Source organism: Flavobacterium defluvii (genome assembly GCF_900129555.1).
Lineage (GTDB): Bacteria > Bacteroidota > Bacteroidia > Flavobacteriales > Flavobacteriaceae > Flavobacterium > Flavobacterium defluvii.
The window spans coordinates 216157-231935 of record NZ_FQWC01000009.1 but is presented as its reverse complement, the minus strand read 5'-3'; the positions used below and the strand labels follow the sequence as shown (position 1 = coordinate 231935).

The window sequence follows — 15779 nt, the reverse complement described above, 5'->3', positions numbered from 1 at the left end:
ATTTTATTTTGAGGTTGAATAAGAATAAGGATACGACTCTGATGCTGTACCTCTTTTTAAATTTGGCGAACTTACCATATCAAAATTTAGTTCTCCGCCTTTTAATACATCAAAATGGTTGATATAATTTTTATCGTAAGTCGAATTGTCCCATTTTAATTCATTTACATATCGGCTTACATCTGAGTTATTTGGCGCATTTATAATTAGCTCTTTTCCATTTTCAAGCTGTAATGTCATTTTCTTAAATAACGGTGCTCCCAAAACATATTCTTCTGTTGCTGGACAAACGGGATAAAATCCCATTGCTGAGAAAATATACCATGCAGAAGTTTGTCCGTTATCTTCATCACCACAATATCCATCCGGAGTTGGTTTGTATAAACGATTTATCACTTCTCTTGTCCAATATTGTGTTTTCCATGGTTCACCGGCATAATTGTATAAATAAATCATGTGCTGAATTGGCTGGTTTCCGTGTGCATATTGTCCCATATTCATGATCTGCATTTCGCGTATTTCATGAATAACAGAACCGTAATAACTATCGTCAAAAACCGGAGGTGTTGTAAATACGGCGTCTAATTTTGCTGTGAAATTTTTCTCTCCGCCCATCAAATCAATTAAACCCTGAATATCATGAAATACACTCCAGCTATAATGCCAGCTGTTTCCTTCTGTAAAAGCATCTCCCCATTTAAACGGATTAAAATTTTGTGGAAAACTTCCGTCTTTATTTCTTCCGCTCATTAAACCGATTGATGGATTATAGAGTTTTTTATAATTCATCATTCGTTTTTCCAAAAGATTAATTTCTTTTTTCGGACGATCTAAAGCTTTTGCTAATTTCCAGATTGCAAAATCATCATAGGCGTATTCCAGCGTTCTGGCTGCATTTTCATTAATCTGAACATCATAAGGAACATAACCTAAAGTATTGTAATACTGCACTCCTTTTCTGCCTACAGCTTCAAGCGGACCTTCATTATTAGCTCCGTGCTGTAGTGCTTCATACAAAGTATTGATATCATAACCTCGTAATCCTTTTATGTACGCATCAGAAACTACAGAAGCAGAATTATTTCCTACCATAACATTTCTAAAGCCCGGACTAGACCATTCTGGCAGAAAACCTCCTTCTTTATAATCGTTTAATAAACCTTCCTGCATTTCTTTATTTATCGAAGGATAAACTAAATTCAGCAAAGGGTATAAAGCACGGAAAGTATCCCAGAAACCTGTTCCTGCATACATATATCCATGTAAAATTTTCCCGTTATAAGGGCTGTAATGCACAATATTTCCGTCTTTATCTATTTCATATTGTTTTTGCGGAAAACAAACGGTGCGGTATAAACAAGAATAAAATGTTTTTAACTGATCTTCGTTTGTATCTTCTACTTTTATTTTGCCTAAAACTTTATTCCACTCGTTTTTGGATTGTGCTAAAGTTTCTTCGAAAGATGCATTACCTAATTCGTTTTTTAAAGTCAGTTCTGCCTGTTCCTCACTTATAAATGAAGAAGCGACTTTTACGTTGACTTTTTCTCCTTTTTTAGTTTTAAAACCAACGATTGCACCTGTATGAAATCCAGCTGCTTCTAATTTATCTTTGGTTAGAACTTTATCAACCCAAGTGGAATTTACAGCAAATGGCTTGTCGAAAATTAATACAAAATAGTTTTTAAAATTCTGGGGAACTCCCCCGCTGTTTCGGGTTGTATAACCAATAATTTTATTTTCTGAAGGAATTATTTTGATATATGATCCCTTGTCGAATGCATCGATTACGATGGAAGATTTTTCGTTTTGCGGAAATGTTATTTGAAAATGTGCCGCACGTTCTGTCGTTGTGATTTCAGTTGTAACGTCGTGATCGGCCAAATAAACACTGTAATAATAAGGTTTTGAAACTTCTGCTTTATGACTGAACCAGCTTGCTCTTTCATCTTCGGCAAAAGCCACTTTTCCCGTAACGGGCATTATCGAAAATTGACCGTAGTCGTTCATCCACGGCGATGGCTGATGCGTTTGTTTAAAACCCCTGATCTTTTCGGCAGTATAAGTATACGCCCATCCATCGCCCATTTTTCCGGTTTGCGGTGTCCAGAAATTCATACCCCAAGGTCTGCAGATTGCGGGATAAGTATTTCCGTTAGAAAGATTATGCAGCGACTGCGTTCCCATTAACGGGTTTACATATTCTACGGGTTCTTTAACTTGTGCATTTACTGAAATGCAATACTGTATTAATCCAAAAAAAATTAAACTTTTTATTTTCATAGTTTTTTTGTTTTTTGCTATATGCTTTAAAATGTAGGTTTTAGGCTGAAAATCTAAAATCTACACTCTTAAATCTAAAATCAATTAGGTCTGTTTTCTTTCTTCACTCCAAATGTTGGTGACGGTTTGTTTCCCATATACAATTTCAGTTCTCCGCCTTTTACAATCATTTCTTGTGTGATGTATGATTTAGTATAGGGTTTTCCGTTATACTCTGCTTTTTGAATGTAAATATTTGCTGCGCTGTTATTCATTGCATTTACAGTAAATGAAATCCCTTTTTTATGATGTATAACAGCTGTATTTACCAACGGACTTCCTAAAACGTAAATTCCGTTTGCAGGGTTTACAGAATAAAATCCCATTGAAGATAAAACATACCAGGCCGACATTTGCCCTAAATCTTCATTGCCGCATAATCCGTCTGGTTTTGTAGAGTAGAATTTATCATCGATTTCACGGATTAATTTTGCTGTTTTCCAAGGCTGTCCAGCAAAAGCATACATATATGGAATATGATGATTTGGTTCATTTCCGTGAGCATACTGGCCTATTAAACCACTTATATCCGGCGATACGTCTTCACCTTCTACTTTATCAGTTATTAAAAATAAGGAATCCAGTTTGGCTAAAAATTTATCTTCGCTTCCAAACAAATCGATCAAACCATAAGGATCTTGCGGAACAAGCCATGTATACTGCCATGCATTTCCTTCGACATAATCATCTTTACGATGCGCCGATGAAAGCGGATTAAAAGGTGTTCGCCAATTTCCGTTGGTTAATTTACCTCTCATAAAAGTAGTTTCTTTATCAAAATACAGTTTGTACAAATTGGCTCTTTTAGAAAAATATGTATAATCTTCTGTCTTATTTAATGCTTTTGCCATTTGTGCAATACAGTAATCGTCAATGGCATATTCAAGCGCATTTCCAACAGATTCGAGCATTTTATCCGCAGGAATATATTCCAATTTCTGAACATAATCCATCCCGTCGCGGGTTTGCATTGCTGTTTTTTTGATGGCTTCGTAAGCCAGTTCGGTATCATAATCACGATATCCTTTTAAATAAGCATCTACAATAACAGCGATTGAGTGATTTCCGTTCATGGTATTGGTTTCATTACCCATTAAATGCCAAACCGGTAACCTGCCCTGCTGCTGATAAATTGCTAAAAAAGATTTTACAATATCATTAATTTTTTCCGGCTGTGTTATTGTATATAATGGATGTAAACCGCGATACGTATCCCAAAGTGAAAAAGTAGTATAATTTGTAAAATCTGCTTTTGGATAAACTTTTTTATCTGTTCCCAGATAATCTCCGTTGGCATCATTAAAAATAGAAGGCGCAAACATGGTGTGATACAATGAAGTGTAAAAAACTTTCATTGTTTTTTCGTTTGCTTTTATCTGAATTTTACTAAGTTCTTTGTTCCATTTTGAATCTGCTTCTTTTACTATTTTCTCAAAATCCCAATTCGGAATTTCAGTTTTTATATTTGCAGAAGCATTTTCAGAACTTACCGGAGAAATCCCAACTTTTACCAGAACTTGTTTATTTTTTAAGGTTTTAAAATCTAAAACAGCTTTCATTTTTAATCCCTCACCCTGATTTACTTTTACAACTGCAGTACTGTCGTATAAAGCGATATTTGTGATAGGTTCAGAAAATTCCATGGCGAAATATATACGCTGGTCTGCAGCCCATCCGGAAGAATATCGATAGCCTTCGATCTTGTTTTCACTGACTTTTTTTATAAACGTTTTTACAGGTCTGTCCCACCCTATTCCGTCTGCTAAATCTAATAAAACATGATTATCATCGGCTGAATTAAAAGTGTATCTATGAAAACCCACTCTTTCACTGGCAGTTAATTCGGCTTTGATTTTATATTTATCTAAAATAACGCTATAATAACCTGGTTTGACAATTTCATTATTATGAGAAAAATAAGATCCATAACCCGTTGTCATATCTTCTTTTGTCCCTTTTGTTAGAGCCGCTTTGCCCGAAACCGGAAGCAGAAGAATGTCATTTAAATCACCAATTCCTGTTCCGCTTAAATGCGTATGCGTAAAACCTAAAATCGTGTTGCTTGCATAATTATAACCGCTGCACCAATCCCAGCCTTCAAAAACATTTACAGGACCTAACTGTACCGCTCCAAAAGGAACATTTGCTCCAACAAATACATGACCGTGACCTGCTGAGCCTATTAAAGGATTTACGAATTGTGTATAATTTAAATTCGTTTGTCTGGTCTTTTTTACCTGAGAAATAATAGGTTGAGAAAAGAATATGCTTAAAGTGAAAATACCGCTAAAAACGATTCTGTTGTATTTTTTAATCATTTTTTTATTTTTTGATCTCTAAAGTTCTAAGATACTGAGATTATCTGTTTTTCTATTAATCCAATATGATATTTGCTTGATATTTTTTAATTATTTTACCAAAGAAATGATGAAGAAATAGAAAAAAAATTTAATTATTTTGGCAGTTTAGAGAAGGAACAGAGCTTACTAATTATTCCTTCTCCCCAGAAATCTATTTTTTCGTTATTAACTCAAAAAAACAACTATTAATAGTTTCTTTTTTTACTGCCGTATGTGTATTGTAATTGATGTAGTATTTTGTTCTAAATCAACTTATTAATAAATTCAAAAACATCTTATTTACTGTGAGATTTTTTTAATTTATTGAAAGTAAAGCCATCTTTTTCAGCAAAGGCGCTCTCTGCCGCTGCGAAAAAAAAGGTTTTTAAGTCCTTAAATTATATCTTTCAGAATTTCGGATTGCATCTAAATTTTTAATGAAGAAATTTAAAAATAAGCCGGGCATGCTCAGTACCCGACTTATTTTAACTAACCAACCAATTTAAAAATTATTTATCCCACCAGATTCTTGTGGTCATTAAATCTAAACCTTGACGTTGAATTGCTTCTTTATAATTAGCCGCATTTGTTATTAATTCTGACTGATCATAAATTAACCTTCTAGGAATAGTTCCCTGTGTATCTCCTGTTGGATCATTTACCGGAACTAAAACTGGATATCCGGTTCTTCTGTATTCAGAGAAAGCTTCAAAACCATTAAATAATAACAAAATCCATTTTTGAGTAATAATCTGCTCAATTTTTTGAGCTTCTGTTCCTGCAGTTTTAAACGGATATGTTGTGATGTATGTATTGTATTCTGCTGTTGTAACCGCAGGTACTTTATCTCCAAAAATGGTTAAAATATTCATCGCAGCTTTTACTCCGTTTTCATAGTACGTTTGTGCAGATCCGCCAACATTCCATCCTTTTACTGCAGCTTCTGCCAATATAAACTGAACTTCTGCATAAGACATAATCAATGTTGGGGCGTCTAAACGTAATACTGTTGAAGTATTTGGATCTGAGAAAAGTTTTTTATCTCCTCCGGGAAAATCTTTTGCTTCATTTGGCAAACCTTGCTGACTTGCTGGATTATTATCTCCGGTTGCTTCTAGTTTTGCATAAATTCTTAAACGTGGGTCGTTTGTATTTTTCAATAAATCAATAAACGTTTTACTGAATTTAATATTAGATTCTCCTCCGTTCAAATCATTTCTAACCCATGAAGATGTGATTGGATTTGTTTTAACTCCTGCAGGGCCTGCATCATGTTTTAAAACCAAACTGTCATCATTTGAAGTAAAAACTCCTTTTGAATACGCTTTTTCTACAAATTCTTTTGCTTTAGCCGGATTTACTTTAGACAGACGCATTGCTACTCTAAGCATTAAAGAGTTTGCTAGTTTTTTCCATCTTGCAACATCACTTTGGTAATACAAATCAGCGCTTCCTACAAAAGGTTTTGCTGCATCTAAAGCTGTTCCAGCTTCATCCAATTCTTTCAAAAGATCATTGTAGATGGCCTCTTGTGTATCATATTTTGGAGAAAAGATATTTCCGTTATATCCTTTTCCTGCTTCAAAATAAGGAACTTCACCATAAGTATCTGTCAATTTTTGAAACAAGAAAACTTTCATGATTCTTAACGCCTGAATCATATTAGTATTTTCCGGAGTATTGTCAACTACAGATAATAACTGATAAATTTGATTTAATCCTTTTCCGTAAGTTTCTCCAAAAAGCGCTGCTGAATACTCAGAAGAATAAGTATATTTTGAACCTGCACCTCCAGGTGAAGAAAAGTGCTGTACAATTTGTGCAGCATATATATTATTTCCTCGAGTATTAGAAAAATCCTGCCCGTCTACATAAATCTCTGCAAGTGTAAACATTGATTTTACAGCAGGGTCAGTTAAAGCATTTGGATTCTTGTTCATTTCTTCGAATCCTTTATCGCATGAAGCTAATGTCAAAGCACTAACGATTGCGATACAAAATATTTTTATATATCTATTTTTCATCTTTATAAGTATTAGAATTTGACATTAAGTGAAAAACCATAATTTCTTGTCAAAGGCATTGAAGCTCTCTCCATACCTTGTGCATTACTATTTGAATAGTTTGACTCTGGGTCAATGTTTGGCACTTTGTCATAAATTGTCCATAAGTTATGAGCAGAAAATGCTAAACTAACCGATTGAAAAGGTGTTTTTTGTAAAAACAGTTTTGGGAAATTGTAAGCAAATGAAATCGCTCTTAGTTTTACAAAATCAGCATCGTATACAAAGTTTGATGTAACATCGCTGTAACTTCTCCAGTAATCATATGCAGAAACGGTTGTGTTAACCGGATTTCCGTTTACATCTCTTCCGCTTACAGCAACTCCGCCTTCACGTCCCGGAAGCGTAATTTCAGATAATCCGTAACGAGTTCCTAACTGGTTTGTTGCAGAGTAGATTTCTCCACCAAATTTAGCATCAACAAAAACAGAAAGTGTGAAATTTTTATAAGAGAAATCATTTGAAAGCCCCATTGAAGTTGGTGCAACACCTTGACCTGCAATGATTAAGTTTCCTCTCATGAATTTTCCGTTTGTATCCAGAACAATATTTCCCTGCGCATCTCTTAAATAATCGTAAGCTTTAATAACTCCAAAAGGCTGACCTTTTTCTAAAACTACAGAAGCTCTTCCGTCTCTGTTTCCTTCTAAAGATTTTGTTGTAATTTTATCCGAAAGACTGATTACTTCACTGTCATTATATGCAAAATTATAACCTACGCTCCAAGAGAAACTTGGTGTTTTGACAGCTTTTACATTGACAGCAAACTCAACCCCTTTATTCATGATTTCACCTACATTGATTTTTGTAGTTCTGTAACCAGAAGCCAGAGAAACATCGGCATCAGTAATATCATTTGTTGTTCTTTTTTGGTAAAAAGTCAAGTCTGTGCTTACTCTGTTGTTGAAGAAAGTATTTTCAAAACCAAACTCTATTGTACTTACATTATAAGGTTTTAAAGTTCTGTTTGGAATAGTTTCTCCATTTACACCTAAAATTGGCTGACCTAATGAATCTGTTTGTCCGTCTGGTGTTGTGTAAGTTAATGCCAAAGCATAAGCTTCCGGCAATGCACCTCCAACGTTACCCCAGCCTGCTCTTAATTTACCATAAGAAATCCATTCCGGTAATTTAATTACTTCAGAGTAAATAAAACTTGAACTTACAGAAGGATAAAAAGTACTGTTGTTTGCAGGATCTAAAGTTGAAAACCAATCTTCACGACCAGTTAAACTTAAGTACAAGAAATCTTTGTATCCAATATCTGCAGAATAGAAAAGAGAGTTCACTTCACTTTGTGAAAATAATTTTTCTGTTTTATCCGGCTGTGTGTTTCCGTAGAAATATTCAAATGGAACGATAAAATTATTTCCTTTCATTTTAATACCACTATAACGGTTATGCTGGCGGTTTGCTCCAACAAATGCGTCTAATGAAAGGTCTTTTACGATATTGCCTTTATATCCTAAATAACCCGAAGCATTAACCTCAGAACGTGTTTCAATTCTGTTTTCAATAGATCCTCCTGGGTTGTAATTGATTCCTGTTGGCTCAATTTCAGTATATTCATAATTAATATCATCAATACCAAGAACACCTTTTGCATAAATTTTGTCTGTAATATTATAAGTAACTTTTGCAGAACCAATAAAACGCTTTCTTAAATCGTCGTTTAATGGAGATTTTGTAGCAAAATATGGGTTGGTATGATAAACGTTTGCACCCAAAAAGTCTTCTTCTCCTCCGTTAGCATCATACGGATTGCTTAACCATCTAATATCAGAACTTGGCGTCATGAAAGTAGTTGGAAAAGATGGGTTTCTTGGCGAGTCATTCAAATAAGGTCTGTTATGACTTTTTTCTGAAATATACTGCGCGTTTGATTCAATGTTGATCTTTTTATTTGGAGCCGAATTTAAGCTCAAAGCCACGTTGTTTCTACCAAAAGTAGTTCCTGGCATAATAGACTCATCTTTAGTGTTTCCAAAAGATAATCTGAAATTTGTTGTTTCGTTTCCACCAGAAATAGCCAAAGTATTACTGAAAGAATATCCGGTTCTGTAGAAATTCTCAACGTTATCTTTTCCATAAGCTTTGTATGGTCTTGTAGTACCATCAAGAGCTATAGAAGGAGTTCCGTCGTATTTATCCCCCCAGGCAAAATAGTATGAATCTCTAAGTTCTTGTAAATTTGTAAATCTACTTGGAACACCGCTCGCATTTGGAGCACCTGCACCATACTGATCCTGCCAGTTTAAAAGACTTGCAGGCGTATTGAAAGTTGAATTTGTATTGAAATCAACGCCAATTCCGGTTCCGTTTTTACCTTTTTTAGTTGTAATTAAGATAACACCATTTGATCCTCTATATCCATAAAGAGCAGAAGCGGCACTACCTTTTAATACTGACATCGAAGCAATATCATCCGGGTTGAAAGACGACATACCATCTCCTTTATCAGCACCTCCCCACATTCCGGCATTTCCCTGCTGTGTATTATCAATCGGGATTCCGTCTACAACATACAAAGGCTGGTTAAGTCCTGATGCTGAAGTTGCTCCACGAATTACAACACGGCTCGAACCTGATGGTCCTGTTACCGGTGCCGAAACGTTAACTCCGGCAATTTTACCCTGAAGTGCGTTTCCTAAGTTGATTTCTTTATTTTTTGTCAGGTCCTCACCTTTTAACTCACCTACGGCATAACCTAAACTTTTTCTTTGTTTTTTAACTCCAAATGAAGTTACAACAACATCTTTTAATTCTTGTGTCGTTTCTGTTAATACAACTGAAACTCTTGTTTCATTTTCCTGAACTTCAACAGATTTTGACTGAAATCCGATAGAAGATACATTTAAGATTACTTTTCCCTGAGGAACATTCATTCTAAATCGCCCTTCGGCATCTGTAATTGCACTAAATGGTTTTCCTTGAACCTCTACTGATGCGGCAACAATTCCCTTGTTCTCTGCATCTGCTACTACGCCTGTTATTAATCGGTTTTGTGCTGCAGCTCCTAAACTGCTCAACAATACCATTCCTAACACTGCTAATATTCGTTTCATAAGCATTTTTTTGGTTTTGATTTGGTTTAAATTTTTGTTTTGTTCGTCTGTGTTTGTGTTTGTTAATAATTAATAAAATTTTGAACTCAATTCCGGATATAAAAAGCCCTTAGTAAAATTGACTGAACGTCAGTAAAATCAAGGGACGAATTAACTAAATCGATTTAGTAAAATGAGTAAAAAAAACTCTTTTTTGTCTTTATTTTAAACTGACTCTCTTATAATTAATTTTCCCTTTTGAAGGATTTTTTCTATTTTAAAATCATCATAATTTGTCATCTGGTCCATTAATAATTGTATAGATTTAACAGCAATCTCTTCGATAGGCTGTGCTACAACCGTAATCATAGGAGTATGCAGTTCGAAACTGTCGTGATCATCAAAACTGATAACCGAAATGTCTTCAGGGATTTTATATTTTAAATTTCTACAAGCCTGAAGTCCTGCAAGTCCTAAATAATTGGATAGAAACAATACAGCATCTATTTCAGTGTTTTCCTTAAGAAAATTAGTAATGGCGTTAATCCTGCTTTTGTTACTGATCCTGTAATCTAAGTGAAGGGTAAGGTTTTCATCATAAATTTCATTTTCCTTCAAGGCTTCTACATATCCCTTTTCTCTTAATTTCATCTGGATCATTCCAGTTTTAATATTTACAACAGCAATTTTTTTGCGGCCCTTTTCAATTAAATATTTAACGGCAGAATAAGAACCTTCGTAATTATCCATTGCTACATGACTTACTTTTTGATTGGTGAAATACCTGTCAATTAGTACAACCGGTTTTTGCATTTTTAAAAGCATGCCGATGGTTCTCTCTAAATTTCGGGTTGGTGTAATGATAAAACCTTCTACATTTGCCTGTAAAAGACTTTGGACTAATTCTTCAGAGCGCTCATTATCGTCTCCGGTACTGCAGTAAAAAACCCGGTAATTGATGTTTTTTGCTTCATCTTCGATAACTCTTGCCAAGTCGGCAAAAAATTGATTGGATATATCTTCGACTATAAGCCCGATTGATTGTGTTTTTCCAGTTCTTAAACTGCTTGCAATCATACTTGGTTTATAGTGAAGCTTTTGTGCAACGTCCTGAACTTTTTTTATTACAGCAGGTCGTATTGCCATTCTTTCGCCTTTTCCGTTAATAACAAAAGAAACTGTCGAAATAGATACTTCAGCTTGCTTGGCAATATCTCTTATTGTAATCTTTTTCATCGGGCGTATAAACTATTAATGTAAATTTTAGTACATCGCAAATATATGTAATCGAAACTTACAAAATCGTTTTAGTAAAATTTATTTTTAATAAATCGTTAATTTATAGCCAAAATAAAGCAGAATAATCAGCAAATACTGGTTTTTACTCTGTTATTGTCATTTTGACTTTTAATAGTGTTTTAATAGTTTTTATGCCAATTTGATTAGTTTTTGATGTGGTAAAACTAATCTTTATGAATACCATTAATAGAAAAATAGGCTTAAAATCTTTAATTAAATTTTAAGCGAATTTTGAAAAATAAGCAGGAATGTAATAGATATTGTAATGCAAAATCCCGGACGAATTTTAATATTCATCCGGGATTTTGAATTAAAAAAGATCAAATATATCTCATGGTTTCATCCACGGGAATGCATTAGATTTATTTTTTTCGAATCTAAAATTATATCACTCCCATTTTTTGCATTAAAAAAGTAGCACTTTTGTTTTTACAGATTCCGCTGCGGAGTTTATAATCAAAATGAAGTTCGTTGTTTTCAATTTCAACTTCAAAACATTGATTGGTTAAAATATCCGGATATTCATTTGTTGTCAAACAAACTTCAATATCGTGTGTTGCGATGGCGCCAATTGCTTTTTTAGCAATTACTTTTTTCACTACTTCGATAGTTCCGTTACGCTTATCATCGGAATTTGTTCCTCTTAAAATTTCGTCTAGTAAAACAAAAGCCGGGCGTTCTTCCAACGCATCCATGATTTGTTTTAATCGTTTAATTTCTGCAAAGAAATAGGATTCGCTATCGGCCAAAGAATCCGATAATCTCATTGAAACTAAAACTGGAAGTGGATGAATATTAGCTTTTGAAGCACAAACGACTGAACCAATTCCGCCTAAAACCATATTAATTCCCAAACTCCTTAAAAATGTACTTTTTCCTGACATATTCGATCCGGTTAAAATCATAAAAGATTGAGGATAAAAATGAGTATTATTCCCTACTCTCGTCTCCGGATTTAATAATGGATGGCTTAAATTTTCAAAACCAATTTTATATTCTGAATTAATTTCAGGGAAAACGAAATCAGAATTATTATAGGACAAATTTGCCAAACTATTTAAAGCTTCAAATTCTCCAATAATATTGATCCAGTTTTCAAGTTCGTGCGCATAATTTTCTTTCCATTTTAAAAGAGCCCTTAAAACGTGAAGATTAAATAAAAAAGAACCATTAAATACGATTGCAGTAACAAAATTGTTGATTGTATCCATTCTAGAAAACAACTCCGACAATTGTTTTAAATGAGAACTCGCTGCTGCATTTTTAGATATTAATTGTTTTTGTAGTTCAATCAGTTTTTTAGATTCGAATTTTTCGGTTTCAATTTTTTCAACCAATAAACTGTATTGTTTAATTGTTTTATCAATATTATCCGCTTTTGCAATTTCGGACTGAATTCGCTTAAGCGATCTTCCTAAAACCATTAAATTGAAAATAAAAATATAAGTGGCATACGATAATAATATCGCTTTTGAAGTAATAAAATAGGATGTTATAAAACCGAAAAATACAGTTGGGAGTATGACAGAAAGCGAAAGTAAAACTTTAGATAATGAATTATTTTTAAATGAAATCCAATGAATTAATGATTCGTATGAGTTTTTACTGTCAGCACTGACAATGGCAAGAGATTCAAAATCCTGACGCCAGTCGATTTTAGTTTTTAATTCATTAACTGCATGCTGGTTTTCCAGAATTGTTTCATTAGAAAATAAATTTAATAACTTATTTGCTAATGTTTTTTTACCTATAAAAGTGGCTGTTCTGTTTAAATTTTGAAATAACGAATGTTCTCCAAAAATGTCTAAATCGTAAGCATAAGGATGATGAAAATCGTTGAATTCGATTCCGTTTTCAAAAGGAAGTTTTTCTCTTTTTAAATAAGCAATTTCATCTTCATTAATTTCTAAAATAGCTTTGGTCAATTCTCTTTTAAAAGATAATTTAGAATGGATTCTCATTAAAAAAAGAAAACCAGCAAAAGATAAAAAAGCAATTACTGCATAGAATATTTCGTTGGTTTTGATGTAATAAAACAACATAAACAAACAAAAAAATATGCTTAAAAGCCTTAACAGACTTATGCTGTTGTATCTTTTGCTGATTTGGTTATAAACTTTTGAATAATGATCGACCTTATTAAAATATATTTCCATTTTTAAAATTTAATGAAATACAAATATAGGTTTTACACTTTCAAAAGATATTGGACTAAAGTAGAATTTTATTTTTCATGCATTATCAAAACAGGAATAGAAACTTCTTTTGTAATTTTTTTGCTAAAACTTGTATCAAAAATACTTTCGAGGAAAGATCTTTTATGAGTAATTGTGGTTAATACATCAATATCTTTATAAAGTATAAAATCCAGGATTGTTTCATTGACTTCATCGCTTGGCAGTACAAGGAATTCTACATTTTCGCCGGAAAATTCTTTTTCCCATTCTTTAATAGTAGCATCAGAAACATCAGAGCTTGAAGTTTTTACATATAAACTTTTAACTTTTGCATCTGTTTTCTTTGCAATTTTAAGCACTTTTTTCAAAATGCTTTTATCTTTTTCACGATATCGTGTCGTAAAACCAATTGTTTTGATTTTCCTGAACTTGGAATCAATAGGCACACATAAAACCGGAACATTTACTTCTGAAATAACAGAATTTGTGTTTGAACCTGTAAAAAACTTTGTCCAGTCAGACACGCCCGTCGTTCCCATAATTACAAAATCAATTTCGTCTTCTTCAACTGCATTTCTTAAATTGTAAATCAGATCTCCATCCATCAAACGATGTTTTATAACTATATCATCGAGATTTCTTTCGGCTGCGATTGCTCTAAGTTTTGGAATTTCATCCTTAAACATTTCAAATTTTGCCAATTCTATAGAGCTGTATATCGATGCATAATTTTCTGGAAAAAACTGACTGTCGTAAACCGGAATCTCAAATGTATGTAATAAAATAAGTTCGGCTTTTACAACTTTTGCAAATTCTAAAGCATGTACAAACGCATTTGTAGCAGCGTCAGAAAAATCTGTGGGGAATAATATCTTTTTCATTTTATTTCAGATTATAGGTTTGTTACTCAAATTTAATCATTCTAAATGCAAAATAACCTGATAATTATCAGGAATTTAACAGTTAATAATTTCTTAAAAAGTCCGTATATTGTAATGATTATGCCCGTTTTCAAGTCAGTATTAAGGTATTATAATTTTCTGCTTTTTTCTTACCTTTGCAGCATGATAAATCAAGATTCTATAGTTGCATTGGCTACTCCCTCTGGGGCTGGAGCTATTGCTGTAATTCGTATTTCCGGAGCTGAAGCTATTTCGATTGGGAATTCTGTTTTTAAATCTATTAAAAACAAAGATTTAACGAAGCAAAAAACACATACGCTGCATTTAGGCCATATTGTAGATAATGGAAAAACGCTTGATGAAGTTTTGGTATCTGTTTTTAAAGGTCCAAATTCATATACAGGCGAAGATACAATCGAAATTTCATGCCACGGTTCTACTTATATTCAGCAGCAAATTATCCAGTTATTGTTGAGAAAAGGCTGCCGTATGGCCGATGCTGGTGAATTTACTTTAAGAGCTTTTTTAAATGGAAAACTGGATTTATCTCAGGCAGAAGCTGTTGCCGATTTAATTTCTTCGGATAATGAAGCTTCTCACCAAATTGCCATGCAGCAAATGCGCGGCGGGTTTAGTAATGAAATTGCCAAATTGCGTGAAGAACTTTTAAATTTTGCTTCTTTAATTGAGTTAGAACTTGACTTTGCAGAAGAAGATGTAGAATTTGCAGACAGAACGCAGTTTCATGAATTATTAAACCGTATTGAATTTGTTTTAAAACGTTTAATTGACTCTTTTGCAGTTGGAAATGTTATCAAAAACGGAATTCCGGTTGCAATTGTCGGCGAGCCAAACGTTGGTAAATCTACTTTATTAAATGCTTTGCTTAATGAAGAACGCGCCATTGTCTCTGACATTGCAGGAACAACAAGAGATACGATTGAAGATGAATTGGTTATTGGCGGAATTGGTTTTAGATTTATCGATACGGCCGGAATTCGCGAAACTAAAGACGTTGTCGAAAGCATCGGAATCAAGAAAACTTTCGAAAAAATCGATCAGGCACAAGTTGTTATTTATTTATTTGATGGCTTGAAGTTTAAAGCATCGAGTTCAGAATTTGTTTCAGAAATTGAACAGATAAAAAATAAATATCCTTTAAAACCTTTAATTATTGTCGTGAATAAAAAGGATATTTTGTCTGAAGATGAAGTTTTGAATATTACCAGTAAACTAGAAAATTTAAATGCAAAACTTCTTCTTATTTCTGCAAAACAAAAAATTGGTGTTGAAGAATTAAAGAATGAACTGCTTTCGTTTGTAAATACCGGAGCTTTGAGAAATAACGAAACAATTGTTACGAATACAAGACATTATGACTCTTTATTAAAAGCTTTGGATGAAATTCAAAAAGTAAAATTTGGTCTTGAAACAAATCTTTCAAGCGACTTGATTGCACTTGATATCCGTGAAGCTTTATATCAATTCGGACTTATTACAGGTCAGGTTTCAAACGACGAATTGCTGGGAAATATATTTGCTAATTTCTGCATCGGGAAATAGGAGATAAATAAAATTAAAGAGACGACTTAGTAGTCGTCTCTTTTTGTAATTAAAATAGATGTTGCTTCTC

General features: G+C 33.4%; 8 protein-coding genes. 1 reads left to right on the top strand and 7 read right to left on the bottom strand.

Features of this window, described 5'->3' with window-relative positions:
• Positions 1-3: 3 nt before the first annotated feature.
• From BUC29_RS18320 to BUC29_RS18290, 7 genes are all read right to left on the bottom strand, one after another.
• The gene (locus BUC29_RS18320; RefSeq protein ID WP_073417618.1) at positions 4-2283 is read right to left on the bottom strand and encodes a GH92 family glycosyl hydrolase; all 2280 of its coding nucleotides are present in this window, start codon (positions 2281-2283) and stop codon (positions 4-6) included.
• Positions 2284-2363: 80 nt separating this feature from the next.
• The gene (locus BUC29_RS18315) at positions 2364-4640 is read right to left on the bottom strand and encodes a GH92 family glycosyl hydrolase (protein WP_073417617.1); all 2277 of its coding nucleotides are present in this window, start codon (positions 4638-4640) and stop codon (positions 2364-2366) included.
• Positions 4641-5170: 530 nt separating this feature from the next.
• The gene (locus BUC29_RS18310; RefSeq protein ID WP_073417616.1) at positions 5171-6685 is read right to left on the bottom strand and encodes a SusD/RagB family nutrient-binding outer membrane lipoprotein; all 1515 of its coding nucleotides are present in this window, start codon (positions 6683-6685) and stop codon (positions 5171-5173) included.
• An 11-nt stretch (positions 6686-6696) separates the two neighbouring features.
• Positions 6697-9789 (bottom strand): SusC/RagA family TonB-linked outer membrane protein, encoded by a 3093-nt coding sequence (locus tag BUC29_RS18305; RefSeq protein ID WP_073417656.1) that lies wholly within the window; start codon positions 9787-9789, stop codon positions 6697-6699.
• Positions 9790-9993: 204 nt separating this feature from the next.
• The gene (locus BUC29_RS18300; RefSeq protein ID WP_073417615.1) at positions 9994-11004 is read right to left on the bottom strand and encodes a LacI family DNA-binding transcriptional regulator; all 1011 of its coding nucleotides are present in this window, start codon (positions 11002-11004) and stop codon (positions 9994-9996) included.
• A 446-nt stretch (positions 11005-11450) separates the two neighbouring features.
• A complete protein-coding gene (locus tag BUC29_RS18295) occupies positions 11451-13223 on the bottom strand; it encodes a MutS-related protein (RefSeq protein ID WP_073417614.1) in 1773 nt (590 codons plus the stop codon).
• 68 nt (positions 13224-13291) lie between these two features.
• Positions 13292-14125 (bottom strand): universal stress protein, encoded by an 834-nt coding sequence (locus BUC29_RS18290; protein WP_073417613.1) that lies wholly within the window; start codon positions 14123-14125, stop codon positions 13292-13294.
• Positions 14126-14308: 183 nt separating this feature from the next.
• On the opposite strand from BUC29_RS18290, the gene mnmE reads away from it, so the two are divergent.
• Positions 14309-15709 carry a tRNA uridine-5-carboxymethylaminomethyl(34) synthesis GTPase MnmE gene (gene mnmE / locus BUC29_RS18285; RefSeq protein WP_073417612.1) on the top strand — a complete coding sequence of 467 codons (1401 nt, stop codon included), beginning with the start codon at positions 14309-14311 and terminating at the stop codon, positions 15707-15709.
• The last annotated feature ends 70 nt before the right edge of the window (positions 15710-15779 follow it).

Bases quoted from the DNA above. Each gene is read 5' to 3' on its own strand.
- BUC29_RS18320 (WP_073417618.1), bottom strand. From the start codon at position 2,283: ATGAAAATAAAAAGTTTAATTTTTTTTGGATTAATACAGTATTGCATT.
- BUC29_RS18315 (WP_073417617.1), bottom strand. From the start codon at position 4,640: ATGATTAAAAAATACAACAGAATCGTTTTTAGCGGTATTTTCACTTTA.
- BUC29_RS18310 (WP_073417616.1), bottom strand. From the start codon at position 6,685: ATGAAAAATAGATATATAAAAATATTTTGTATCGCAATCGTTAGTGCT.
- BUC29_RS18305 (WP_073417656.1), bottom strand. From the start codon at position 9,789: ATGAAACGAATATTAGCAGTGTTAGGAATGGTATTGTTGAGCAGTTTA.
- BUC29_RS18300 (WP_073417615.1), bottom strand. From the start codon at position 11,004: ATGAAAAAGATTACAATAAGAGATATTGCCAAGCAAGCTGAAGTATCT.
- BUC29_RS18295 (WP_073417614.1), bottom strand. From the start codon at position 13,223: ATGGAAATATATTTTAATAAGGTCGATCATTATTCAAAAGTTTATAAC.
- BUC29_RS18290 (WP_073417613.1), bottom strand. From the start codon at position 14,125: ATGAAAAAGATATTATTCCCCACAGATTTTTCTGACGCTGCTACAAAT.
- mnmE (WP_073417612.1), top strand. From the start codon at position 14,309: ATGATAAATCAAGATTCTATAGTTGCATTGGCTACTCCCTCTGGGGCT.